Source organism: Ruegeria sp. CDSA141 (assembly GCF_059612005.1).
In genome coordinates this window covers 25,856-49,319 of the sequence record NZ_JBXWPT010000016.1, presented here as the reverse complement: position 1 = coordinate 49,319, position 23,464 = coordinate 25,856, and the positions used below count along the sequence as shown (strand labels likewise).

Sequence of the window (23,464 nt, the reverse complement as noted above, 5' to 3'; positions counted from 1 at the left end):
TCCGGACCTCAGGGTTAGCGGCATGCGTCGGTTCCATTTTCATGATCCCACACGCTGGTGCGCGATTCTGGATGGGCTTCGCGCCTTCAGCGAATGCCCCCAAAGCGGGCGCAGGTGTAGCATCTGGACTGGCCGCCGGATGTCGGCTTTGGGCCGTAAGTGACTTCACAGATTCAATTGAAGGGCCGACTCCTTTGTGGCTCGCAAGTCAGTTCAAAGCTCATGTTAGCAGTGCCAACTAGACGGAGAGGGCCTCTTCTGCCGACATATCATGGACGTTGTTAAATTTGGTAACGTTGATCACTGTTTTTTCAAATTTTTCTCAAGTATGCCCAAGAGACATACCCCTTGAGCCCACGTGCGCGCTCCAAGGAAACGCGGCACCACCGGGTGCCACCAGTTTGCTCGCAACTGTGAACTCGTAAGGCGGTTCCATTTGGCAGACCAACAATCACAATGTAGCCTGTTCCAGGCCCACCACGCATTTTCAGCATGTCACCGTCTTCGACGCCAAATACCTCGTATTGTCCGAGCGAGGCGGCGGCTACGGGTTCAACGTTCATGATGGTGTCTAGGAACAATGCCGCTAGGGGTAAGAAGATTGCATTGCGCATCGCGATTTCCTGCTTGTTGCCTCAACTACAATCGTAGCAAATCAGGTCACCAAAATGAACAACTCCAAGACAGAAATATGAGAATTACCAAAGCTCAAGGCGATGATTGTCGCGTCAAATGATTTCCGCAAAATGAATATAAAGTTCGGCGCGATCCCGATGATAGACAAGATATGGTAATTCTACTCCATGTTTTGGCGAATGACTAAAGCAGTGCTTATCCTTCCGGGTACAGTGCTGATCTACATCCCGATATTGATCCAATGGTTCAGCGACCGTTGGCCATTTGACACAGGTGTTGGAACGCGTCTGCATTGGGCCGTGGCGGCGATGTTAGCAGTCCCCGCGCTTGTTTTGGCCGCCAATACGATGAAGCTGTTTGTTCATGAGGGGCGTGGAACTCCTGCACCGTGGGACCCACCTCAAAGATTTGTGGTCAGCGGACCTTATCGCTATGTGCGCAACCCGATGCTTTCATCGGTCATTCTAATGATATTGGCGGAAGCGGTGGCGTTGAGCAGCCCGCCCCTGCTCGGTTGGGCGATAGTGTTCTTTCTCCTCAACACACTTTATTTCATATTCGTAGAGGAGCCGGGGCTGGAGAGACGTTTTGGCGAGGGCTACCTAAAATACAAGGCGGCGGTACCACGATGGGTTCCCACGTTGCGGCCGTATGAGCCCCCAGGTGACAACGGCAGTTGAATTACCGGTTTGACTCGCGACCTGTGAGTTCGCTCATGATCAGATCGCAGCTTTCGCGAAGGACCGCAATGACGCGTTGCTCCGTGGCATCACGGCACTAGACCGTGTGACCACTCAAGTCCACACCCATAACCTCTGACCCAAACTGGGTGACGGAACCTACTGGCTCGTGGCGACTCAGATTGCTCCTAATCGACCCGGGTCCAGAACCCTGATTTGCGGGGGTGCGCTTTCGTAAGCCTGGCAAGATAAGTTGTGTGGTCGACCAATTTGCCGAGGCAACTGGGATTCGTCTCTTCAGCCAGCAGGGCCAGTTTCCCGAGGTATTTCGCGCCGTGCCCATAAGCCTTGGAGCGCGCGCGATCCAGGATGTCGTCCAAAAGTGCCCGGTAGAGTATCGTTGCTGCCAGCGGATAATCGTGCTCCAGAAGGGCTGCGACTTTCGGCAAGATGTGCCAATCACCACCGTTCCAGCGGTGCGGGTGCATTACGATCAGATTTGCTGCCAGATCGAGCCGCGGCCAGTCGAGGAAGAATTGCAGTGCCAACTCGGGTTCAGCCTTTTCCAACGCGAAGGCATGGGCGCGGTCTTCAGCTTCGACATCCTCGAAATCCGACAGCTGCCTGAGGTAATCCCGCAGAACAACGGCGGACAGCTTCGCCTCGAAGCAACGCCAGCGCAGGGCCTGCGCAGCAGGCTTGTCGCCCGTGGCTTCCAGGATACGCGCCTCCAGGCTGACTCGTGCCGGCGAAAGGTCACTATCGGTCTCGCCAAACGCGCGCTGCCCCGGTTTGCGCACCCAATCCAGCGCCTCGACGCTGCGGCCAGCATCCAGAAGCTGCGCGGCGATCCCCAGCGTGTCCTGCATACGCGGCTGCTTTTTTGTCTCCAGCGCGATGAGCAGATCGAGATCCCCCCGCGCTAGGGCAATGGTCTGGCGCATCGCTGCCCATTGTGAGGTCATGGAATAGAACCAGCCATCCGTATTGCCCGCCACTTCTTCAGCCCGCCGCTCAGTAATGGCATCCTTCAGATCGGCATCCCAGCGAGCCAGGCTGCTTTGCGGCAGATGCGGCGCCACGATCTCGGTTACCTCGACCAGATAGCCGTGAGTGCTTTCGCCAAGGGCGGTCATGATCTTGTCGGGTAGCAGATCCGCTTCGGGTGTAGCCATGCTCTGCGCCAGATCACCTGTCGCGGTGATTGCCTGATAATAAACGTCCTGAATGCGACCCGAAGAATCGTCGACACGCTCGAACACCTGTTCATGGGTGGCGATGAAGCGCAACAGCCGGTCTATGGCAAGCCCGGGCGCGGCAGCACCAAGCTCGGAAGTAAGGGTAATGGTTAGACTGCGCAGATCGTCAGCAAAGGCGCGGGCCTTGTCCCACTCGATGAAACTCTTTGCCCGCGCCAACCCGGACAGCCTCCGGTCGATCAGCCTGGCTATGGCCTCGGGGCCGGATTTCCCGGCGAGCGCCGCCTTGACCTGGCGCCGGAACCCCGCATTGCGCTCGGCTTCTTCCAGCACCAGCTGCGCGAGCTTGTCGGCACCGAGGTCTTTCAGCTTGTCAGTGGACAGGGCAGGCTTGCGGGCCATGGGCGGGTCTCGATTTTCACTGTTACCTAAATAAGTGCCTCGACCGGATCGTGAGGGCAAGGATTAGCTGTCTGGCCCATGAAATGCCGCAGGAAGACCCAATGGTCGCAATTTGATACCTGCGATGCCGCATCCGACTGACTGGTCAAAGTCAAAGCCAGGCTGTCTATAACGCAGAGACGGATGCGCCACTCAACGGCCAACCCCTGTGCGGCGGGCAGTTCAGGTTTTGCCGAACATCCCGGCCAGCACTGCTTCCGCCTCTGCGAGCCCTTCATCGGTCAGAACCAGAGACTTCGCCCGACCCGCGGGATTCTCGATCAGGCCCTTTTCATAGAGCCGGTCGGTGATCGCCCAGTCGATCCCTTTCCAGACCCGCCGACCGTCATGCAGCGTCAGGCTCAGAATGGCCAATGCTGCCGCGTCCAGTTTGTCGTTGTCCAATTCCATGGGTTCCACTCATATAGACTATCTTGTGATCATTCTGAAGCCACAGCGAAGATCCGCACAAGGTTTGCGGGGGGGAGGATTTGGGTGCGGAATCTTTCAACAGACTTTCTGCGGCGCAGTCGTCGCTGCATTGGAATTGTTGCTTGACGCATAAATGTCTGCAACGCGAAAGCTGCATCGCGGCGTGAGGCCGGATAATCAATGGCCGGGTCGGGCTGTAAAGACATGTACCGCTACATTTCTTCCAAATGGTGAGGAATCCTGGCCCAGTTGGGCGCATCTTTCACAAATACCTTTTTTGTTGGTTTGAAATTGCCCGGTTCATCCAACGTACCGGCAGCGATGCTGGTCAGCCCGAAGGATGTCAGACCCCACAAGTTTGATCCGCAGATTCCGCAGAAATTCCTGATGACAGGGCGTCCTTCCTTTGATGTTTTTTCAAAGGTCAGAGGTTTACCTTTCAGCAGCTGCAGATCTTCGGATTTTATCATGTACCCGGCGTAACCGTCTGTACCGGTCATCGACAGGCAGTCACTACAGAAACACATGAGTTGCAAAACCGCGTCACCGGTGATCCGATATCGAACTTCACCGCAAAAGCATCCACCTTCCAGTGGCTGAGACATGTTCCTTCTACTCCTTTATGTCGATTAGGAGGATAAAAAAATATCGTATGTGCTCTGGCAAATAGCCACAACAATTCCTGGTTTTGAACGGTGGCTCCATTCTGTTTTCTACCACGAAACCTAATGCAACGACTGGGAGCAATAAGCTGTTCTTTCCAACGTGTGCGCCATTCGTTCGACGGAGATCTTTGTACCGCCGATAAGTGGTTTCTCACCCGAAGCGCACATTCGTTTCCAGGCCCAAATGTGCCGTGGAAACTGCAAGAGAACAACCTATCGGTAAGTAGGTTGATGCCGGGTCTCATTCCGGATCAGAATCCTTTCACGGGAATTGATTTCGCAATGTCATTGGACAGACGGGCTGAGTTTGCCGACAATCGCGTCATGGAACTGACGGCAATCACACCTGTCCACCTGATCCATGTGGATCCAGACGTCAACATGGCGCGGTTCTATGGAATAGAGTTGCAGCCGACGCTGTTTGGCGAAGTTTCCGTGTTTCGTACCTGGGGACGTATCGGCACAAACGGACAAGCCATGTTGGTGACTTACGAAGATGAAGCCGAGGCTGCCGAAGCGCTCCAAAACCTCGAAAAGCAAAAGCTCCGACGAGGGTATGTTCCGGTCGGTGAGTGATTTCGGGTGGCAATTTGTTTCCATAGCAAATCCCGAGCCAGCCGGCTCGTGACCGGGCTCTAGGTTCCAGCCGGCAGACCGGCTTCCACCCAGAACACCCCAGCATGATCTCCCTGACGCAATAGTCCCTGACCCGTCTCTCGCGAGCCGGGGCAGGGGCTTTGGGTCATGGTCACTCCATGCCGTGGTGATCTGCCCGTTCGGGTGACGATCCCTTTTGCGCTCCCGCAGGATCGAAGATCCTTTGGCTTTTTTTGTTGGTCAGGCGGGATTTGGACAAGCCAAACGCCCCCCGACGTCAGGGGGAAGGCGCGGCCTCCCCCCTCGGACAAGACAAATAGACAAGACCGTGTCCTCGCGCGGTGCGCTGCGGGCCGCACCACTCTTGTCGATTTGTCCTGTCTCGCCCCTCTCCGCGTTCGCCACGGGGCAGGTTTTAGAGACGACGCCCTTTCAGGGCTCGGCTCAAAACCAGCACCAAAAGGGGATCAACCCCGGAGGTCGCACCACAAAAGGAGAGACGGTTTTGAACAGTGAAGCAACAAAAGACATCGAGAATGACGCAACTCTGCAGGCGGCAGAGATCGCGGCGCAGAATGACCTGTTTCGGAAAGCCCTGATCGATCCGACTGCGGCGATCGAGAAGCAGTCCAAAGGCATTCAGGGACAGGTGTTTGTCACGCCGGGCGTGTCAGGCGAGGGGATTGAGTTTCAGGCTGCGGCTTTGAAGGCAGTGGCATCGGATGACCAGTTTGACGAAGGCAACGATCCTTATGGTGATCACACATTCGGAACGGTGACTGTCAGCGGTCAAAAGCTGTTCTGGAAAATCGACCTTTATGACGCGGACTACAAATACGGCTCCGAGCGACCGTTTGATCCCGCAGTGACCCGCCGCGTCCTGACCATCATGTGCCCCAGCGAATACTGATCCCAATCCCAATCCAGAAAGGAGGTGAGTTCATGAACCCATACACCCTCGCGCGTCAACGTCAGTTGGCTTGGAACAATCTCAAGAACGGCGGCCTATCCGGCAAGATCGCCCGCGCCTTCTTGAAACAACACGCAACCGCCTAATCGGCCCCGTTCTACCCCCGAAGGGGTAGGGCACCCTTAACACAAAGCAAAACACTCAAACAAGGATTTGCCCCATGAGCAAAATTGAAACATTCACCGCACCTGAAACCATCGAAACCGTCGCACTGTCCAATCTCTACCTGTCTGATCTGAACCCACGACAGGAGGTCACGGAGGAAAGCATCGCCCTGCTGGCCGACAGTCTGGTCATGTGCGGACTGATCCAGAACCTCAGTGGCCTGCGGGATGCAGATGGCAAAGTCGCCATTGTTGCCGGTGGCCGCCGCCTGCGGGCTCTGAATATCGCCGTGACCGAACGGGTCGATCTGGCACAGGTTCCCGTGAAGGTCACCGACAATCCCTTTGTGGCCGAACAATGGGCCAATGCGGAAAACACGGCCCGTGAAGAACTGGACCCGGTGGACGAGGTCCGCGCCTATGGCAAGATGGCCGAGAAATCCCTGTCTGTTGCCAAGATCAGCAATGCGTTTGGCGTGACCGAAGCCCATGTGCGCCGCCGCCTCGCGCTTGCCGATCTGCCCGCCGCCGTATTGGACGCGCTCAAAGCTGGTGAGATCAGCATGGGACTGGCCAAGGCCATGACCGTCAGCACCGAGGAAGAGAAAATTCTGGACGTGCTGGAACAGGCCAAGGAATGCAGGTGGTTTAGTGAGCATGATGTGAAACAGGCCCTGACGTCGGAAGCTGTCAGCAGCACCAACCGCAAGGCCGTGTTTGTGGGGCAGGAGGCCTATGTAGAAGCAGGCGGCACGGTCACCGCTGATCTCTTTGCCGATCAAACCCTGTTCAATGACGGCGTGCTATTGGATCATCTGTTTGCTGAGAAACTGGCGGCAGAAGCAGCGAAACTGCGCGAAGCGGAAGGCTGGGACTGGGTGGAGACCCACGAAGACAGCTACATTCCGTATGGATTTTCGGGAAGCGAAGGCATGCACCGTCTGGAGATGGTGAGTCGAGAGTTCACCGAAATACAGGCCGAGCGGTATGACGCACTTGCCGAGCTCTATGAGGGTGAAGCTCTGGACGCGGATGGCGAAAAGGAGCTGGCCGCGCTCGAGGACTATGCCGCGCCGTATTATTCCGACGATCAGCGCAAACTGTCCGGTGTGTTTGTCTATGTCGGCAACAGTGGCGAAATCAAAACATCATCAGCCTATGTCGCGGCAGAACATGTGCAAGCCGCCATTGAGGCCGGTGTTCTGGCCCCGGTCAAAAAAACCAGAGATCAAGGAGGCACCAAAACCAGCCTATTCGCAGAAGTTTATCGACGATATGGTGGCGATCCGGCTGGCGGCGGTTCAAACGGCCCTGCTGGACAAGCCGGATTATGTGCTGAGCCTGTTTGCCTTCTCCGCAACCCCGGCCTCCGGTCTGACCAGCACCCTGTTTGGGTTTGGCTATGGTGGTGCCGAGCGGAACACGCCCGAGATCGACGACCAGTTCATCCTCGACCCGCGTCTTGGCGGGGAGCGGGATGAGGCGGCGGAAGCAGCCTATGACCAGTTCCATGAGATGGCCGCACTAGGCAGCGTCGAGGCGTTCAAAGCGTTTCGCGAGCTGGGCAAGAAGACCCGCAACGGTGAGATCACTAGTTTTCTGGCCCGGCGGTTCCTGACCCAACGCCCGGAGTTCATGGCGGAGATCGAGGCTGAGATTGGTGCTGACATGCGCACGATCTGGACCCCGTCCGCTGAGAACTGCTTCAAACGCTTGAAAGGCTGGCAGCTGGATGATCTCTACAAGGACCTGCTGGACCTGCATGTGGACACCGACGCCTTCAAAGCCTTCGCGAAATCCAAGAAGGGCGCGAAGAACGAGGCGATGCACAAGCTCTTCAACGATAAAGAGCATCAGGCGGCACTGGGTGTGACCGAGGCGCAGAAAGCCCGGATTGATGCATGGGTGCCTGATTGCTTCTGAACCCAGCGGGGCAGGGCGCATCGTGCCCTGCCTGTCAATCTCTGGCTGTGTTAGCCTCAATGATGAAAACCCAAAGTGGCATTGCGCAAATACCTCGTCGCGCATAGCTATCAGAGGTCGGTCACCCGGCTCATTTTTTCTAAAGCGATCACTTGATCAGAACAGATTTGGATAGACCCATGGACACCTCATCAAACAAGCTGGAAAAAGCGGCTCGCCGCGTTTGGAAATCCGCACAGATGTTTGTCGGGTTTCATACGGATCAGGAGGGCAAGCCGCGCGAACAGCCAAAGCTCTGGCCACCGAAGAACGGGAGCGCGTCGATCCACAACGACCCCAGCGCACAGGAGGCGATTGTTGTGGTCAAAGCCGCTGATCCGGAAGCAACGCAGGACGTGCAGATCAAGCTGCATCCAAACCGTATCGTTGTGCGCCGCGATGCGGATATGTGGTGGCAGGGAGTTGCGATGGATCAGCATTCCGTGACGGTCCGAATGGCTGACAATACGCTCATTGAAATCCGCCATGACGGGTCGGTGAAACGTCGCTCGGCGGAAGATGAAACCCATGTTGAGGCCGATGGCAGCATCTTCAAGTTCACCGAGTTTGCCGAGGCGCATATGACGGGTGACGGGGTGGAGATCACCCGGCGCACCGAGGATCGGATTGCCACGATCACGGCCGATGGTGTTGTCGATCGCGCGCGCAAGCGTTAGCCTGCAATCAATACCTCGAGACTTTCCTTCGATTAAACTTGTGGCCCGCTTCGGTGGGCCTCTTTCTTGTGGGAAAGATCGTCGGCAGAGGCTTGCCGAGGCCGCCTCTATTCCCTCCACATGCCGTTCCAAACCCATGTTGACTGTTGTCGCCAACCTAGCCAATGTCGCGCGTTCGTATCGATGCGTCTGCCTCAGCGCAGATGTGTTGGAGCCGATGAAATCCCACAAGGAAACGCAAGCAACATGACTCATGACTGGAACGACTATGCGGATTGTTGGGACGACAATAGCGACGTCAGACGTTACGCAAATCACGCTTTTGCCTCGCTCCACGAGCACCAGGATATTCGTGGGAAGAATTGGCGATCAAAGCGCGTGCTCGACTTTGGGTGCGGGACCGGATTGCTGGCGGAGAAAATTGCACCGCATGTGGAGGAAGTTGTCGCCGTCGATACATCAGAGAATATGATTGCCGTCCTGCAGGCAAAGAATCTGAGAAACGTCAGGGCGGTTCACGGAGATATTCTGTCGGGAAATATTCCGGAGCTGGAGAACGGGTTTTCGGGTTTCGATTTAATTTGCGCTTCTTCCGTTTGCGCCTTTCTTCCAGATTACAGTGGTGCCGTGGCAGTACTGGCCGGTTTGCTCAACAAGGGTGGGCATTTTGTGCAGTGGGATTGGCAAGCGTCAGGCAATGACGGTTTCGGATTGACGTTAAATCAAATGAAGGCCGCGCTGGAGGCGGCAACGCTTGGCTCAATTCGGGTCGAACGGATATTCGAGTTCGAATCTGATGAGCAGGTAATGCCTGTTCTGATTGGAGCGGGGGTTCGAAATACGGAATGATCTTGTGTTTGGATGAGTGAATAACCATAGCGTCCAAATAGCCGACCTTTGGTATGGCTTGGAATGCGTTCAAGACTTAAGAACGGACGGTTACTCAGTCCTTGCAGGTTTCGTGCGTCAGTTCGAACGTTGAGCCTGGATTGGGCAGCAAAGCTCAAATCCGAGTGTTAGCGGTGGTTATTGGTCAGATTTCACCTCGCCAAGTTGAGTCCGTCTTCTGTGGTTGCCGCCTGGGATGCAAGAGATAATAGCTAGTAACAGACGTGATCGAATGCGGACTTCTGTCAGGCCTCTGGTTTGCGGCCTTTCCGATGCCGCAGGGCCGGTATGGTGATCAGCGGATCAGGTCCAAATCTGTTAACCGAGTTTTTCATACTCTTCCGGACTCTCTGGTTTCCCCGACCCAGATCGTTCGATCATTTGCCCATGCAAACTATTGCTTTCTCACATCTACCAGCAACTGAAAAAGGCAGGTCTTAACTTGCCGCAGTCAGTGCCGGATCCCGATAGTCTTCTCCTTTTGTCATCATCGCCCAGATCTGCCGTGCCATCTTGTTGGCAAGTGCGATTGCGACCAACATGCGCGGTTTCCGTTCCAGCATTTTTGCCAGCCAAGAGCCTTCCCGAATGCTCCTGCGCCCAAACCTGCTCAACCGTGACATTGCTCCGATTATCAACAATCGCCTTATGTCGGCTTGTCCGGCTTTAGACACGCGGCCAAGCCGCTGTTTTCCACCCGATGATCGTTGCATCGGAACCAAGCCTAACCAGGCCGCGAAGTCACGCCCGCGTTCAAAGGTACTCATATCAGGCGCGAAGGCTTCAATTGCCAAGGCAGTCAATGGCCCAGCTCCGGGCATTGTCTGAATTCGCTTTGCGAGACCTGTTTCCGAAGCCAACTTATTTGCGCGTTTCGTACGTGCTTCTATGCGAGCTGTCTTCTCGGCGATCTGCGTAAGAAGATCAAAGCACTCCTCACGCACCAAAGCCGGAAGTTCGTTGTCTTCAGCTTCGACGATCTCCTTCAGGCGCTTTTGATGCGCCACTCCTTTGGGCACCACATGGCCATATTCATAGAGCACGGCTCGCAAAGCGTTCGTAAGCTCAGTGCGCTGGTGCACCAGACGCTCCCGCGACCGAAATAGGACAGCCCGAGCTTGCTGGGCCTCTGATCTGGGTTCAACGAAGCGCATCTCCGGTTGGCGTGCTGCGATGGCAATTGCTTCAGCATCTGCGGCATCATTCTTCTGCCGCTTGATGAATGGCTTTACGTATTGAGGAGCAATCAATTTCACCTGGTGCCCGAGGGCAGCCATTTCGCGGGTCCAATAGTGGGCGCTGCCGCATGCTTCCATCACGACTAAAGCAGGGGGATGATCCGACATGAATTTCCGAAACTGAGCGCGTGTCAGTTTCTTGCGGAATTTTACATGCCCCTCCGGTGATGCTCCGTGAAGCTGAAAAACGTTTTTTGCCAGATCTACGCCGATCATTGTATCTTGCATAGCGGTTGCCGTCCTCTCTTAACGTGGGCGATGATCCCACCATTTTGGCACAATGCGATGCCGTCTGATGAGGGCGGCAACCACCCCATCTGTTAACCTGATCCACGCAAGCGCGGACCAGGACCGGACCGTCCGGTCTTTGGCCTCCGCCAGTAGGAATGGGCGACTATTGCCGCCGGTGATCGTCCGTCTTTTGCCACGAAGGTCATACCGATCCGCAAAGGCCACCCGCACTCCAAATTGAGCACTGCGCCCGTGTCGGACCGAGGCGATGTTGCCGCCATAAACCACATCGCATTGTTCAGATGGTCCGCGCGCAGCGATCCCAGAAAGTCTTGCCTATTCACTTGGCCCGACAGTTTCAACCTCGTTGCTGGAGATGATCCTCGGCTGCCGTGTTTCTGAAGGGATGAACATAAGCGGGTAGTCGGGGAAGACGCGCGGTGCCCGGACCGGGCGCTGCGCTTCAACAGGGAATTTCCCCTGCACCTATGGCGCATTCCGCGCGGACCAAATTCTCTGCTGACATCCCCTTTTGTGCCCGCTTTTCCCATGTTCATCGAAACACGCCATAGCGAGGATCAAACAATGGCAACTCAAACTCTAAAACTGAACGTCAAGACCGGTGAAAAAGAAGACAAAAACTTCTGGGATCGGTGCGGGGTTCTTTTCGTCAATACCGATGAGAGTGGCAACATCACCTCGATCCAGGTCAAGCACAACATGTTCCCCGGCGTTGAGATGGTGGCCTTTCCGAAGCGCACCGATGACGATCCCGTCACCGAGTGACAGGAGGGCAGGGCGGCGCAAGCCGCCCTTTCTTGCGCTCCGGCCAAAACCCGGACCACAGATGCGCCACACGTGGCGCGAGGCCTAACGGCCGGGCAGGGGCGGTGACCTTCCGCGGTGCGGTAGCTCTCAACCCTGCCACACCCGCCGCGCAAGCGGCGGGAAACAGAGCGCGCTGAGGCGCGCGAATAATGCCATACTGACCTTGAACGTGCCGGTATGTGACGGGCGCCGTTCGGGCAGCCCATGCGGTGCATGATTGCCCTGCGCCAGTCCACCGGCACCCACGCCTGCTGGCTGGAAAAGGGGCGGGACCCTTTTCCCGGCGTGGAGATTGCCTCCAAGAGCAAAACTGTTCCGAGGGCAATTTTAGAAAATGCGGATTTCTAAAATCACCCCCGGTTTCCTCTTGGAGAGTATGACAGGATAAGGTAGTTGTGTTACAAACTGAAAATACAACCAGAGGTATACATTGAGCAAGCCCTCCGACACCACCGTCTTTTCCGTACGTTTGCCTTTGGATGCGCTGGAGCGTTTGGAAGCGGCTGTGACCGTGCTGGGGGCCAAGAGCCGCAATCAAATCATCCAGCGTCTGATCTATCGCCTGATCGGTTATCTCGATCCTGACCCCGCTGTTGTCGATCTCTGGCAGAAGAACTTGCGGCAGGTTCAGGGCGGATACACCAACCTCAACCAGCTTGCGAAATCGGCCAAGCGCGGCACGGTGATCTGGACGGACGACGACCGCCGCGACGTCGAAAATCTCCATCGCGCGATCATCCAGCACCGGCAAGACTTGAAGGCGATGATCATTGCCGCCCGTCGAAACCGAGAGCCGGAATCCGCCATTCGCCGGATCTTGCGCGACGACGATTGGACACCTGAAGAATGAATGCCGCTGCCCGTGATCTGACAGCGGGAGACTTGCTGGAGCTTGCGTTCCGCGAGGCTCAGAAAGGTGTCGATCGTACCAAGAAGATCACTCAGCAGCTGCAGACCGCCAAGCGCATGAAGTTCATGATCTCGCGGGCCTCATCCATCAAGGCGCGGCTTGGTGCCGTGGTTGGCAAGCCTGAGGCAGTTGTGAAACACGTCCGCAAAGGCGGGGTAAAAAACGCGCATGAGCTGCGCCGACAGATCAACTATCTGACCGTCAGGGCAGAGGGTGTATTGGACATCCGAGACAATGGCGTGACCCCGCTCGTTGCGGATCAGGTCAGTGATTTGATCGAGACTTGGGCCGAGGATTTCAACGGGAAAACCAACTACGGTTACACCCGTCACTTGATCGTTTCTTTCCCCGAAGGTACCTATCCGGACGCCGCTCATGAGGCCGGTTTGGAGTTCGCTGATCGACTATTTGGAAGCGGTGATTTTGGCGATACGTGGGACTATCTGACCGTGTTTCACAACGACACTGACAACCCCCATGTCCACATCGTTGTGAACAACCGAGGCGTTGAACATGGGCAGTGGTTGGCTATGGGAATGAGCAGCGAAATGAACATCGACGTTCAGCGCTCTATCCAGGTCGAGGTCGCTGAGGAATACGGAATTGAGCTGACCGCGACGACCCGCGTTGAACGCGGTTTGCGGCAGGAAGTTGAGACCGACACTTGGAAAGTTCAGGCCGGAATGTCGGTTGTTGAAAGCACTCCGGAAGTCGAAGTTACGGCCCGCGACATGGCCGCCGATGTGATGACTCTATCCATCGCAAGAATGTCGGATCTGTTTGATGAGCGCGCCAACGCCGTCAAAGACCGGATCGAAGAGTACGCCATCATGCTCGTTGAAGGAGAGGAACCTATGGTATCGAGAATGGAACATCTGCTGGATCAGGCCCATCATTTTGATGACTATGGCGAGCCTGGAGACCCGTCTTATGTGTCGCCCGAAGTCATGAGCAATTTGCGGCGACACATCGAATTAGGCGGTTCTGAGGAAACGATTACACCCGAGCTGAAGGCGCAGGTTGTTGCCCATATCAGCGACGTCCGGGACAACGAGCAGAGCCATCCGCACCTGTCTGCCCTTGCTGATATTGTCGATGACAAGGAGTTCCAGGCGTCCGCAGATTACGCCCCGGCATCACGCCGCTACGAGGTCTATATGCAGGATACCTTGGGCGAGGGGGCCTATGAGGACTTCCAGACTCAGACCAAAGAATTGCTGCAATCCATCGACAAGATGGAAGGGCTGGCCCGTGAGGTTGACGACCCTCATCTGCGTGTCGCAATGGATATTCAGATTGGTGAGCTGAAGGGCGACGTTGCGGATCTGCGCACTAACGACCCAGACCTTCAAGCCTTCATCATCGAGGACCGCCGCTATTCAACGATGATGGGAATGGGCACCGCCGAAATGGATGTCTTGGATTATCCAAAGGCCGAACAGTGGGCGGCGATCCGCAACGAAGTCACCGACACGGCCAGCAGCTACGGCCTCGATGGCGAGGCATTTGTTGCCCGCTTTGGCGATCATCACAACGTCACTTTGGGTACTACAATGGGATGGCGCAGCGACGACATTTTGACCGCAACGGCCCACTTCCAGGCTCAAGGATTGTCGGACAGCCACGACCGCGCGGAGGCCGTTGTTGACGAGCTGCACCAGCTTGCTTCTTCCAAGATCATCGCAATCTCAGAAGAACTCTCGGACGTTCACGCCCACGCAACGCACCCGCTCTTGCAAGGGCGCGGTGACGATGACGGTCACAGCCTATAGGACTTCACCCGGTCTGCCTGATGAGTGCGCCAACGCCGTAGGCAGATCCATCACTGAGTTATCCATCAACTCGCAAAGGAAAAACTATGGTTTCGCGTACAGACTATCTTTTGAACGAAGTTGAACACTTCGCACCCTATTCCCAATTTGATCAATCCGCCCCGCGCGAGGATCGCGTTTCAGAGCAGATCGACATCATCAAGAAAGAACAGCAGGCGATGGGCTTTGATCGTGCAGCCATCGCTTCAAAGAGCTTCGACATCGAGGACCAGGCCAACCGCCGTGTTGACGAACACACGGCGCAACAAAATCTGGTCGAAGAACTGAAAATCGAATTGGAGGCTGCGGAGCGGTCGGGGGAGCCGGTTGATCTGAACGATATGCAGGCCTTGGTTTCTCAGCACATGAACGATGCTCAGGAATACGACCTGTTTCACCCCTACTATTCGTCCCTTGCGGATCTGTCCGGCGACAAAGGTTTTCAGGATTCCGACGATTACCAGTCTCCCGGTGATCGCTATGTTCAGTATATGCAATCCGCTCTGGGGCAGGCCGGTTTTGAGAACTACGAACAGCAGACCAAGGATATTGTGAACTCTATCGAGAATATGGAAGCTCTTGCACGAGAGGTCGAAGATCCGCACTTACGTGCCGCCATGGACGTGCAGATCGGCGAGCTAAAGGGCGATGTTGCAGAATTGCGCCCATACGACACTGACCTGCAGGCGTACGCTGTTACTGATGACAGTTACACCACATCCATGAATGCGGCCGAGTTGGATAACCTGGACCCGACAGAAGCCGAAAAATGGCTGGCTGTGCGTGATGACATTGTGGCGACTGCCAACAGCTTCGGACTCGATGGAAACAAATTCCTAGCCCGCTACAACGATCATGACAGCGTTTCAGTCGGCACAACGGCGACTTGGAAAGACGCGGATATTTCCACCGCTGCGGCCCATTTTAACAGCCAAGGCGTGCCAGACAGCTACGAGCGCGCCGAGGCCGTTGTCGGTGAGCTTCATCAGGTTTCATCCAGCAAGATTGCCGCCGTGGTGCAAGAGATTGCCCATACCCGCGAACAGGTGATGCACACCCACGAAAATGATGATCACAGCCTCTAGGACTCCTTGGATAAACGGGGAGGTGTACCGCTTCGAGAGGTCGGCCGACATACGAACGTAATTCACATTCAGAGCTGATAATTGCTGTAGGATCGCGGTGAGGTTTCAAGCGCGCGTATTCATCCCACCTTTTTTAAACGAGGGTTGGTTAACCTCGATGAAATGATGCACATGGGCTTGATACCAAGCGACTCCGGAAATACTGATTTTACCGGCGAATACGACGCCACATCGAGAAGATTAGACACCTAGAGCATCACTAAAATGGCCTTTACCGTTGAAGATTACCTACGCGACGACTACCGAGAGCTGAAACAAATCAATCCTGATTTTGAGAGAGAGTTCGCGGAAAACCGCATGTGTTGGTTTTCCGAAAGTTGTGTGAACAAAGTGGCGATTCTTGCTGCCCTAAAAGAATACTTCGAATATGACGAACTGGATATGGGGCATCCCCCTCCGTTCGCCGAATATGTCGTGTACGATCACAGCCATTTCTTTGCGACAGATCCGATCTTCAGAGAAATTGCGCAGGCGCGCTACGATGAATGGGACCGTCGCACTACAGAGGAATACGGGGCTTGAGCGCGCTCGCTTTTATTGATGAGTCCGGAGATCCTGGCTTCAAGTTGGACAAGGGTTCATCCCAAGTCTTTGTCCTCTGTGTAGTTGTGTTCAAGGATGCGGCAGCGTCGAAGCCTGTAGGGGATGAAATCGCCGCTCTGATGGGCACAGAACGTGTAAAGCCCGAGTGGAAGTTCTCAAAAACGCGTGACGTCTCGCGCGACGCTTTCTTTGAAGCTGCTGCGGCCTGGGACTTCCAATGTCGGTCTGTCGTAGTACAGAAAGAAGAGATTATCTCTCACCATCTGCGAACAAAACCACGACGGTTCTACAACTACTTTACAAAAATGATGTTTGAGAAGGACGGCGGTTTGCTCAAAGGTGCAAAGGTCGTACTTGACGGTTCAGGTGACAGACGGTTCCGAAAGGAACTTGTCGGGTACATGAGACGCGAGCTTCCAAAAGGCTCCATCAAGAAATTTGACTTCAGAGATTCACGAAAGGATCCGTTGGTTCAGCTGGCAGATATGTGCGCCGGTGCCATAGCACGCTCCTATTCGGACAAACGGCGAGACGGTGCCAGATGGCGCACAATGCTAGAGCGGTCTGGGTGCGTCAGCGATGTGTGGGAATTCAAGTAAGGGTGCGCTCTGCTGACCTATCCATGTGAACCCATGGAACGCACACCATACGGAGACAGTTCGGTACAGCAGGGCGACTTCACAACTCGTATATAAGCTGCGGCCCATACGATTTCCACAAAAAAAGGGGCATATAGCCCCTTTTTTTCGACAACCCTACAGGGTTCAACGAGCCCTAAGCCGCCGTCGCTGCGTAATTTGGCTGCTGTGGGTGCATTAGGCCGCTTACAGCACTTTGCCGACCTTGACCCCTTGGTGCCCGTCAATTGTCTGAGTGAAATTACCGAATGTCGGCTGCGAGCCCTTTCTGACGGATGCCGCGCGGGGCGCGAATGGCAGCAAAGCGTACGATTCTGAATCAGGGAAGCCTGACGACGAAGGACCATCAAATGCGCCTTCAATGCATTTTACCAAAACTTGTTGGCGTTGGGTTTCGACGGGGAAGATTCGACTTTTTACTGCGTGGGATACGCGCCAATCTTCTTGCGAGCACCCATTTTCAATCGGTCAGCAGGTCAGTTGCTTCTGACATAAGGTACTGCGCAAAGAAAAGACGCACGGCGATCAGAAACTGCCAAATTCCGGAGCGATTTCTGATCGTGCCAAGGGCATTGTCGCCTAACATCAAGCCGGTACAAGAGCCACCTTCAGGACAGCCTCTGCAGCTTTTCGCGTGCCCGAGTGCTTCTTCATCACATCCGACATTTCAGCTAGATGAGTTTTCATGGGCGCATTGTTCAACAGCTCCAGAATCAGGGACCGCAGGTCTTCTGGCTCCCAGTCTGCGCGATGGATTGCGCGCCCCACGCCCACGGCCTCGGCGCGTTGCGCATTGTCATGACCATCCCAGCAATAGGGCATCACCAGCGACGGAACACCGTGATACAGAGCCTCGCAAAAGCTGTTGTTGCCACCATGGTGGATGATCACGGCGCATTCGGCCACAACAGAAGGTTGGGGAAACCAGCTTCCCAGAATGACGTTATCAGGAACCTGACTATAAGCCTCCAGAAAGCCACCCACATTCACCAGGAACCGCGCCGGCAATGTGGCGAAGACCTCTATCATCCGCCCGATCAGCTGTGTGTCACTTGCCCCGAGAGAGCCGAAACTGAGATACACCAGCGGGCCGTTGTCCTTGGGGAAATGCGGTGACTTGAAATGGCCTTCATCCCTCACGCAGCCTTCGAGAAAGACAAACTGGCCTTCAGGCAAAACCTCGGCGCGCTGGTACCGCACGCAGGCAGGCGCCAGAAGCAGGTTGAGCCACGGTGACGTTTCAAGAAAAATCCCTGCGGGAAGGGGCGGTAGTTTCCGGGCCTTGCGAAATTCGTTGTACCTGCGATGTGGGGCGCGGGTGTTGTCCACATAGGCCTTTTCGAATTCGGTACGTGCCGGAACATCATCGGGCGCCAGACCAGAGAGATACGGTGGCACGTTGGCATCAGGTAGCTCGGTTTCCGCACAGGATACGATCCGCACCCAGGGGCAGCCAGCGTTTGCGACAGCGGGAAACATGATGACGTTATCGAGCAGAATTGCATCCGGTTTGATCCGGTTGAAGAGGTCTCTTAATCCGTCTTCGACAGCTTCGGCTGTGCTGACAATCGCCTCCCAGGTTGGAGCGACGTAGGTTGCCAGCTGATCGAGGGCGGACAGGTTGAAGTGCGGTAGATGCGTGTTGATAAAGCCCTGCCAGTAATCTTCATTTGACGCGTCGTTGCTGCGCCTTTGCTCAGGAAGGTGATACTCCTTGAAACCATATTCAGCGAACACGCCGGTGAAGCCCGGGTGGCAGATAAACACCGGGTTGGCACCCTGTCGTTCCAGTTCCTGAGCTATCCCGACGCAGTTCAGCGCGGCACCAAAGCTTGCCTCGGGGAACAGGGCAATGGTTGGCCCGGATGTCATGACTGCACCCCGCGTTTCATTGGAGGAATACCGCGGTTGGCGGCTTCGGGGCGGCGCACCCGGGACTTGCGTAGGTGCAGGACCATCTGGTCCGCCGCCAGGTCGAACTGATTGCGCTCAAGGCTTTCAAGAATTTCCAGATGCTCTTCCAGCGATTGCCGTAGCCGGAAATCCGGTATCGAGGCATCTTTCTGGGTGGTCCGGCGCAACCGGTGATGTGTCAGCAGGCTGCCGCGGATGAAACGGTTGCCGGAACATTCGGCGATGAAGCTGTGAAACTCTGTATCAATTGCCCGGAACCCGGAACAGGTGATGCTTCCGTTACGAAGCTTCAGGATGTCTTCCATCTGGCTGCGCAGCAGCCCGGCGCGCTTGAAATCCATTGTGAACCTAGGTGCCAGGATCGCCTGAGGTTCCATGGTCAGACGGAAGGCAACGCTGTCTTCGACGGAATTTGGGGAATCAAGGATTGGCTGAAAGGCCCAAGATCTGCCGGGCAATTGGGTAACAATGCCATCGCGAGATAGTATTTTTAATGCATTAAGTACAGTATTGCGTGAGACTTTGTAACGACGCACGAGGGCACTGGCGGACTGAACTTCGCCGATACGGCGCTCGGCGCGATCAGACAGAATGCGCCTAGCTAGGGAATCTTCGAGGTCTTCTAGCCTGCGTACTGCTTCGGCCTGTTCTTCTCGTGTCTGAATTGCCAGAAAATAACCCTCCTCCTCCTTCCATGACAGAACTCCGTTTTCTTCCAAAAGCTTAAATGCAGACCTGATTGGGGTTCTCGACACACCACAGGCGGCGGAAAAGCCCTGTTCGGGCAAGTGGTCGCCGGCCTTCATGCCGCGTTCGAACGCTATGTTCAACACTTTTTGGGCTAGCTCGAGGTGGTTTTGTCGTGTGTTGCGACGCGCATCGGTCATCAGCTCGGCCTTTCGGGGGCAAAAAATTCGGGAAACAAGCCACGCCCCGAAAAAGAACATTGAATACAGATTGACGTATCTTTTCACATAATAATACTGAATCCAAGGCGGTCAGCAAGAACCGCTTTGAAGAATCTAAGATCACGAAGCGTTGGCTTTGCGATCATCCAACATTGAACTGGAGGAATGGTATGTTCCACAAATCACCTACTGCCCGGGCCCTGATTGGGGTGGGTTTGACCTGCTTCGCAAGTGCCGCATGGGCTGAAGATCTCGTTGTGTCCAACTGGGATGGCTACATGGCACCTGATGCCGTTGAGGCGTTTAACACCGCGTCCGGCAACACCGCTGAACTGGTGCTACACGCAACCAACGAAGAAATCATGGGCAAGCTGATTGCCTCGAAGGGCAAAGGCTATGATGTGGTCTTTGTGTCTTCGCCGTTCGCCGAAGTGTTGCACAACCTCGGGCTGGCTGAGGAACTGGACCATGCAAAGCTGCCCAACGCGGCCAATCTTTATGCCGAGGCAACGACGCTTAACCACGATCCGGGCAATAAGTTCTCGATGCCTTATGCGTGGGGCACAACCGGGTTGTGCTATCGCTCAGATCTGGTGGCCGACGTGCCCGACAGTTGGATGGACCTGTTAGCACCAAGTGATGCAGTCTCCGGCAAAACCACCATGCTAGCCACGGATCGCTGGCTGTTAGGTGCAGGGCAACTGGCCAAAGGTTATTCGGTTAACGAAACGGATGCCGACAAAATGGCCGAGGTCCGCGACCTGTTGATTAGCGCCAAGGGCACGCTGCTGGCCTATGACGACACCACTTTCTATTCCAAACTGGTATCGGGTGAAGCGGAGCTGGTGCACGCATGGGATGGCTGGTGCAACTATGGCATCGCCGAAAACGCCGACATCAAATACGTTGTGCCTGAAGAAGGGTCTGATCTGTGGGTTGATACCATGGTGATCCTCAAAAACTCTGAACACAAAGACGCGGCTTATGCATTCGTGGATTACATCCTGGGTGCCGAAACGCATCGCTGGGCGGCAGAGAACATTTTGTACAAGGTTCCAAATCAGGCCGCGATGGAAGGGCTGGATGCCAGTCTGATTGAGACTTTCCCGAACATGGGCATGAGCCCGTCCGAGATGACGGCCTATGAACAACTTCGTGATGTGGGTGAAGCGCAGCGAGACTATTCGCGCATCGTTTCGGAAATCAAGGCGGCGAACTAACATCGCCAAATAGGTTGGGGCGTTTCGCCAAGGCTTGGTGCCCCTTTCCGCTATTGTTTAACCTCTCCCGTCGCGTTGCAGCGGCGCGTGGACAGAAATTGCCGCCATGAAAGACCGCAAACCCATCTACCTAATGTCGCCCGCGCTGGCCTGGTTGACCGCGTTCATGGTTATCCCGTGTCTGCTAATTTTGGCATTGGCGTTTTTCCGGCGCGGTATTTACGGCGGTATTGAATACACTTTTACGCTCGAAAACATCGCACTGGTGTTTGACCCGCTTTATGCCGGTATCTTTCTCAAATCGGCCTGGATTGCCGGGCTTTCGGCTTTGATCGCGGTGGTCGTTGGTTATGCGGCGGCCTACGCGATTGCCGCGATGCCGCGCCGGCGCCAGCCTGTGCTGCTGTTCTTCGCAGTGCTGCCGTTCTGGTCAAACTATCTGGTGCGCACTTATGCTTGGATCGTGCTGCTGAACCGCGAGGGACTGATAACCGGTATCGCGCGCGCCTTGGGGTATGACGGAGAACTGCCCAAACTTCTCTATACCGAAGGCGCCGTTGTGGCCGGGTTGGTCTATAACTACCTGCCCTTTGTGATTCTTGCCTGTTATGCGCCGCTGTCGCGCCTGAACCCAGAAATATCCGAGGCCTCACGCGATCTGGGCGGATCAGGCTGGACCACGTTTCGCCGGGTGATCCTGCCGTTGACAGTGCCGGGAATCGCCACCGGTTTCGTGTTTGTCTTCGTCCTGTCGATCGGCAACTTCGTAACCCCGGCATTGCTGGGGGGTGGGCAATTCCAGATGATCGGCAACCTTGTTTATGCCCAGTTCCTGACCGCCAATGACTGGCCGTTTGGATCTGCGCTATCGATGATATTGATCGCAATCATGATGGGGCTGCTGACATTGCAGACCTTTGCGACCGAACGTGCCTCTGGCGGCCGTGGCGGAGGCAGCTGAGATGGCCGGGAAAAGCAACCTTCGCCTGATGTACATGATCATTGCGGCCGTGTTTGCGTTTCTTTACGTGCCGATTTCGGTGTTGTTCGCCCTGTCCTTCAACGAAGGCGGGTTGCCCACGGCCTGGACCGGGTTCTCGGTCAAGTGGTATGGCGCACTTCTGGCCAACGATCAGATCCTTGGCGCGGCCCTGAACACCCTAATCGTAGCCGTAGTGTCAACGCTGATGGCAACGGTTCTGGGCACCCTGTTGGCAATCGGCGTGGAAATCCGTCGGCGCAAGGGGCGCTTTCTGGAAACCATCATCTTTGCCCCGATGATCATCCCGGACATTGTTCTGGCCATCGCGCTTCTGAGCTTCTTTTCCATGCTGAATGTCACAATGGGCCTGCACACGATCATTGCCAGCCACGTGGTGTTCAACCTGGCCTTTGTGTGTTCGGTGGTGCGCGCACGCCTGAAAACCTTCGACTGGTCGATTGTTGAGGCCTCCACCGACCTTGGCGCATCCACCCCGGTCACATTATGGCGGATCGTGCTACCGGTCATGATGCCCGCAGTCATTGCGGGGGCGCTTCTGGCTTTTACCCTATCGGTGGACGAATTCATCATCGCCTTTTTCACCGCCGGTGCGGGACGCGATTCCATCACCCTGCCCATGCAGATATTTGCCATGATCCGGTTTGGTGTCACGCCTGAGATCAATGCGCTGGCCACCCTCGTCATGACGCTGTCGGTGGTTGCACTGGCGCTGTCGCAACGTCTGAACCGCGGAGGTTTGCCGGGACAATGACCACCCCTCTTTTGTCACTTCGCAATGTCGAGAAATGCTTTGGCGCTGTTCAGGCGGTAGCCGGCCTGTCGCTGGATATCGCGGAAAATGAGTTCTTCGCGCTTCTGGGTGCCTCGGGTAGTGGCAAAACCACCCTGCTGCGCATCCTCGCCGGGTTCGAGATGCCAAGCGCGGGCACCGTGCATCTTGATGGTCACGACATTTCGCATGTGCAGCCGAACCATCGGCCCGTGAACCTGATGTTCCAGTCCTATGCACTGTTCCCACATATGAGTGTTGCACAGAACATCGCCTACGGGCTTGAAATGGAAAAACTGCCCCGCTCGGAGATCAAATCGCGGGTGGCCGATATGCTGGACATCATCCAGCTATCGCATCTTGCTGGCCGCAAACCCGATCAGTTGTCAGGTGGCCAGAAACAACGCGTCGCACTTGCCCGCGCGCTGGTCAAGAGACCCCGCCTGTTGCTACTGGATGAACCGCTTGGCGCTCTGGACAAGAAGCTGCGCGGCGAAATGCAGCTAGAGTTGAAGCGCATCCAGGATGAGTTTGGCATCACCTTCATTGTCGTGACCCACGATCAGGAAGAAGCGCTGGTCATGGCCGATCGCATTGCCATTCTGAAAGATGGTCAGCTACTGCAATGCGGCAACCCAAGGGAAATCTACGAGCATCCTGCCAATCGCTATGCTGCGGATTTTATCGGTGTCATGAATTTCCTGCCTGCAAAGGTATCGGGCGGCAAAGTTCTTGCCGCCAACGGCCAGATGTTCAAGGCTGAGCTTCCCGATGGCCTAAGCGACGGGGCGGATGTTGTCGCGGCAATCCGGCCAGAGCGGCTTCACTTGGGCGGCGAGGGCAATGACAACAGCCTTTCAGGCACCGTGCGGGCGATGGCCTATCATGGGCTTGATCTGCACCTGCATCTGGAAACACCCACATCCCCGCAACCGGTTTTGGTACGCCTGACCGCTGATGCGGCTGAAATACGCCCCCTGTCGATTGATGATGACGTCACCGTCGGCTGGTCGGCCAAGGATACCCGCATTTTTGCGGCTTGAAACAACAAAGGA

The 23,464-nt window shown here is 55.6% G+C and carries 24 protein-coding genes; 17 read left to right on the top strand and 7 right to left on the bottom strand.

Annotated elements, in window-relative coordinates; genetic code table 11:
• Positions 1 to 311 precede the first annotated feature (311 nt).
• Positions 312 to 563, bottom strand: coding sequence for an SH3 domain-containing protein (locus AC2FLP_RS18110; RefSeq protein ID WP_480547197.1), 252 nt, complete (start codon positions 561 to 563; stop codon positions 312 to 314).
• A gap of 252 nt (positions 564 to 815) precedes the next feature.
• Here AC2FLP_RS18110 and AC2FLP_RS18105 point away from each other — a divergent pair, with 252 nt between their 5' ends.
• Positions 816 to 1,316 (top strand): methyltransferase family protein, encoded by a 501-nt coding sequence (locus tag AC2FLP_RS18105; RefSeq protein ID WP_480547081.1) that lies wholly within the window; start codon positions 816 to 818, stop codon positions 1,314 to 1,316.
• A gap of 188 nt (positions 1,317 to 1,504) precedes the next feature.
• On the opposite strand, the gene AC2FLP_RS18100 is transcribed toward AC2FLP_RS18105, so the two are convergent.
• The 3 genes from AC2FLP_RS18100 to AC2FLP_RS18090 all read right to left on the bottom strand — a co-directional run bounded on the left by AC2FLP_RS18100 (position 1,505) and on the right by AC2FLP_RS18090 (position 3,993).
• Entirely contained in the window at positions 1,505 to 2,917 is a 1,413-nt protein-coding gene (locus AC2FLP_RS18100; protein ID WP_496685340.1) for a DUF6880 family protein, read from the bottom strand.
• 222 nt (positions 2,918 to 3,139) lie between these two features.
• Positions 3,140 to 3,367: a DUF6429 family protein gene (locus tag AC2FLP_RS18095; protein WP_480547085.1), complete on the bottom strand. Its 228-nt coding sequence runs from the start codon at positions 3,365 to 3,367 to the stop codon at positions 3,140 to 3,142.
• A 233-nt stretch (positions 3,368 to 3,600) separates the two neighbouring features.
• Positions 3,601 to 3,993, bottom strand: a complete 393-nt coding sequence (locus tag AC2FLP_RS18090; protein ID WP_480547087.1) for a GFA family protein — start codon at positions 3,991 to 3,993, stop codon at positions 3,601 to 3,603.
• 342 nt (positions 3,994 to 4,335) lie between these two features.
• Between AC2FLP_RS18090 and AC2FLP_RS18085 the strand changes: the two genes are divergently transcribed.
• The 6 genes from AC2FLP_RS18085 (at position 4,336) to AC2FLP_RS18060 (ending at position 9,212) form a co-directional block, all read left to right on the top strand.
• On the top strand, positions 4,336 to 4,629 hold the full coding sequence (locus tag AC2FLP_RS18085; protein WP_496685337.1) for a WGR domain-containing protein: 294 nt from the start codon (positions 4,336 to 4,338) through the stop codon (positions 4,627 to 4,629).
• Between the two features lie 526 nt (positions 4,630 to 5,155).
• Positions 5,156 to 5,560 (top strand): DUF3768 domain-containing protein, encoded by a 405-nt coding sequence (locus tag AC2FLP_RS18080; RefSeq protein WP_496685334.1) that lies wholly within the window; start codon positions 5,156 to 5,158, stop codon positions 5,558 to 5,560.
• 220 nt (positions 5,561 to 5,780) lie between these two features.
• Positions 5,781 to 7,205 carry a ParB/RepB/Spo0J family partition protein gene (locus tag AC2FLP_RS18075; protein WP_496685332.1) on the top strand — a complete coding sequence of 475 codons (1,425 nt, stop codon included), beginning with the start codon at positions 5,781 to 5,783 and terminating at the stop codon, positions 7,203 to 7,205.
• Positions 7,206 to 7,239: 34 nt separating this feature from the next.
• Positions 7,240 to 7,647 carry a hypothetical protein gene (locus AC2FLP_RS18070; RefSeq protein WP_496685329.1) on the top strand — a complete coding sequence of 136 codons (408 nt, stop codon included), beginning with the start codon at positions 7,240 to 7,242 and terminating at the stop codon, positions 7,645 to 7,647.
• A gap of 179 nt (positions 7,648 to 7,826) precedes the next feature.
• Positions 7,827 to 8,363 carry a hypothetical protein gene (locus tag AC2FLP_RS18065; RefSeq protein WP_170709445.1) on the top strand — a complete coding sequence of 179 codons (537 nt, stop codon included), beginning with the start codon at positions 7,827 to 7,829 and terminating at the stop codon, positions 8,361 to 8,363.
• Between the two features lie 246 nt (positions 8,364 to 8,609).
• Positions 8,610 to 9,212, top strand: a complete 603-nt coding sequence (locus AC2FLP_RS18060) for a class I SAM-dependent DNA methyltransferase (protein WP_496685326.1) — start codon at positions 8,610 to 8,612, stop codon at positions 9,210 to 9,212.
• Positions 9,213 to 9,688: 476 nt separating this feature from the next.
• Here AC2FLP_RS18060 and AC2FLP_RS18055 read toward each other — a convergent pair whose 3' ends face one another.
• Complete coding sequence (locus AC2FLP_RS18055; protein ID WP_496685324.1) at positions 9,689 to 10,717, bottom strand: IS110 family RNA-guided transposase; 1,029 nt, start codon at positions 10,715 to 10,717, stop codon at positions 9,689 to 9,691.
• A 588-nt stretch (positions 10,718 to 11,305) separates the two neighbouring features.
• Here AC2FLP_RS18055 and AC2FLP_RS18050 point away from each other — a divergent pair.
• From AC2FLP_RS18050 to AC2FLP_RS18025, 6 genes are all read left to right on the top strand, one after another.
• Positions 11,306 to 11,506: a hypothetical protein gene (locus AC2FLP_RS18050; RefSeq protein WP_496685321.1), complete on the top strand. Its 201-nt coding sequence runs from the start codon at positions 11,306 to 11,308 to the stop codon at positions 11,504 to 11,506.
• 472 nt (positions 11,507 to 11,978) lie between these two features.
• Positions 11,979 to 12,398: a hypothetical protein gene (locus AC2FLP_RS18045; protein ID WP_496685319.1), complete on the top strand. Its 420-nt coding sequence runs from the start codon at positions 11,979 to 11,981 to the stop codon at positions 12,396 to 12,398.
• Positions 12,395 to 14,230, top strand: a complete 1,836-nt coding sequence (locus tag AC2FLP_RS18040) for a relaxase/mobilization nuclease domain-containing protein (protein WP_496685316.1) — start codon at positions 12,395 to 12,397, stop codon at positions 14,228 to 14,230. The genes AC2FLP_RS18045 and AC2FLP_RS18040 overlap by 4 nt, the downstream gene beginning before the upstream one ends.
• An 86-nt stretch (positions 14,231 to 14,316) precedes the next feature.
• On the top strand, positions 14,317 to 15,354 hold the full coding sequence (locus AC2FLP_RS18035; RefSeq protein ID WP_282170902.1) for a hypothetical protein: 1,038 nt from the start codon (positions 14,317 to 14,319) through the stop codon (positions 15,352 to 15,354).
• Positions 15,355 to 15,618: 264 nt separating this feature from the next.
• Complete coding sequence (locus AC2FLP_RS18030; protein WP_282170903.1) at positions 15,619 to 15,936, top strand: hypothetical protein; 318 nt, start codon at positions 15,619 to 15,621, stop codon at positions 15,934 to 15,936.
• Entirely contained in the window at positions 15,933 to 16,556 is a 624-nt protein-coding gene (locus AC2FLP_RS18025; protein WP_496685312.1) for a DUF3800 domain-containing protein, read from the top strand. The genes AC2FLP_RS18030 and AC2FLP_RS18025 overlap by 4 nt, the downstream gene beginning before the upstream one ends.
• 624 nt (positions 16,557 to 17,180) lie before the next feature.
• Here AC2FLP_RS18025 and AC2FLP_RS18020 read toward each other — a convergent pair.
• Positions 17,181 to 18,467, bottom strand: a complete 1,287-nt coding sequence (locus AC2FLP_RS18020) for a glycosyltransferase (protein ID WP_281973948.1) — start codon at positions 18,465 to 18,467, stop codon at positions 17,181 to 17,183.
• Entirely contained in the window at positions 18,464 to 19,396 is a 933-nt protein-coding gene (locus AC2FLP_RS18015; RefSeq protein ID WP_281973947.1) for an FCD domain-containing protein, read from the bottom strand. The genes AC2FLP_RS18020 and AC2FLP_RS18015 overlap by 4 nt, the downstream gene beginning before the upstream one ends.
• A 191-nt stretch (positions 19,397 to 19,587) precedes the next feature.
• Between AC2FLP_RS18015 and AC2FLP_RS18010 the strand changes: the two genes are divergently transcribed.
• The 4 genes from AC2FLP_RS18010 to AC2FLP_RS17995 all read left to right on the top strand — a co-directional run bounded on the left by AC2FLP_RS18010 (position 19,588) and on the right by AC2FLP_RS17995 (position 23,452).
• Positions 19,588 to 20,637, top strand: coding sequence for a polyamine ABC transporter substrate-binding protein (locus AC2FLP_RS18010; protein WP_281973946.1), 1,050 nt, complete (start codon positions 19,588 to 19,590; stop codon positions 20,635 to 20,637).
• Between the two features lie 106 nt (positions 20,638 to 20,743).
• Entirely contained in the window at positions 20,744 to 21,598 is an 855-nt protein-coding gene (locus tag AC2FLP_RS18005; protein WP_281973945.1) for an ABC transporter permease, read from the top strand.
• A gap of 1 nt (position 21,599) precedes the next feature.
• Positions 21,600 to 22,391, top strand: coding sequence for an ABC transporter permease (locus tag AC2FLP_RS18000; protein WP_281973944.1), 792 nt, complete (start codon positions 21,600 to 21,602; stop codon positions 22,389 to 22,391).
• A complete protein-coding gene (locus AC2FLP_RS17995) occupies positions 22,388 to 23,452 on the top strand; it encodes an ABC transporter ATP-binding protein (RefSeq protein WP_281973943.1) in 1,065 nt (354 codons plus the stop codon). The genes AC2FLP_RS18000 and AC2FLP_RS17995 overlap by 4 nt, the downstream gene beginning before the upstream one ends.
• Positions 23,453 to 23,464 lie beyond the last annotated feature (12 nt).

Coding starts and splice junctions, on each gene's coding strand:
- AC2FLP_RS18070 (WP_496685329.1), top strand. CDS start 7,240: ATGGCCGCACTAGGCAGCGTCGAGGCGTTCAAAGCGTTTCGCGAGCTG.
- AC2FLP_RS18065 (WP_170709445.1), top strand. CDS start 7,827: ATGGACACCTCATCAAACAAGCTGGAAAAAGCGGCTCGCCGCGTTTGG.
- AC2FLP_RS18010 (WP_281973946.1), top strand. CDS start 19,588: ATGTTCCACAAATCACCTACTGCCCGGGCCCTGATTGGGGTGGGTTTG.
- AC2FLP_RS18040 (WP_496685316.1), top strand. CDS start 12,395: ATGAATGCCGCTGCCCGTGATCTGACAGCGGGAGACTTGCTGGAGCTT.
- AC2FLP_RS18030 (WP_282170903.1), top strand. CDS start 15,619: ATGGCCTTTACCGTTGAAGATTACCTACGCGACGACTACCGAGAGCTG.
- AC2FLP_RS18000 (WP_281973944.1), top strand. CDS start 21,600: ATGGCCGGGAAAAGCAACCTTCGCCTGATGTACATGATCATTGCGGCC.
- AC2FLP_RS18105 (WP_480547081.1), top strand. CDS start 816: ATGACTAAAGCAGTGCTTATCCTTCCGGGTACAGTGCTGATCTACATC.
- AC2FLP_RS18055 (WP_496685324.1), bottom strand. CDS start 10,717: ATGCAAGATACAATGATCGGCGTAGATCTGGCAAAAAACGTTTTTCAG.
- AC2FLP_RS18085 (WP_496685337.1), top strand. CDS start 4,336: ATGTCATTGGACAGACGGGCTGAGTTTGCCGACAATCGCGTCATGGAA.
- AC2FLP_RS18060 (WP_496685326.1), top strand. CDS start 8,610: ATGACTCATGACTGGAACGACTATGCGGATTGTTGGGACGACAATAGC.
- AC2FLP_RS18110 (WP_480547197.1), bottom strand. CDS start 563: ATGAACGTTGAACCCGTAGCCGCCGCCTCGCTCGGACAATACGAGGTA.
- AC2FLP_RS18005 (WP_281973945.1), top strand. CDS start 20,744: ATGAAAGACCGCAAACCCATCTACCTAATGTCGCCCGCGCTGGCCTGG.
- AC2FLP_RS18095 (WP_480547085.1), bottom strand. CDS start 3,367: ATGGAATTGGACAACGACAAACTGGACGCGGCAGCATTGGCCATTCTG.
- AC2FLP_RS18075 (WP_496685332.1), top strand. CDS start 5,781: ATGAGCAAAATTGAAACATTCACCGCACCTGAAACCATCGAAACCGTC.
- AC2FLP_RS18100 (WP_496685340.1), bottom strand. CDS start 2,917: ATGGCCCGCAAGCCTGCCCTGTCCACTGACAAGCTGAAAGACCTCGGT.
- AC2FLP_RS18020 (WP_281973948.1), bottom strand. CDS start 18,467: ATGACATCCGGGCCAACCATTGCCCTGTTCCCCGAGGCAAGCTTTGGT.
- AC2FLP_RS18035 (WP_282170902.1), top strand. CDS start 14,317: ATGGTTTCGCGTACAGACTATCTTTTGAACGAAGTTGAACACTTCGCA.
- AC2FLP_RS18015 (WP_281973947.1), bottom strand. CDS start 19,396: ATGACCGATGCGCGTCGCAACACACGACAAAACCACCTCGAGCTAGCC.
- AC2FLP_RS18050 (WP_496685321.1), top strand. CDS start 11,306: ATGGCAACTCAAACTCTAAAACTGAACGTCAAGACCGGTGAAAAAGAA.
- AC2FLP_RS17995 (WP_281973943.1), top strand. CDS start 22,388: ATGACCACCCCTCTTTTGTCACTTCGCAATGTCGAGAAATGCTTTGGC.
- AC2FLP_RS18090 (WP_480547087.1), bottom strand. CDS start 3,993: ATGTCTCAGCCACTGGAAGGTGGATGCTTTTGCGGTGAAGTTCGATAT.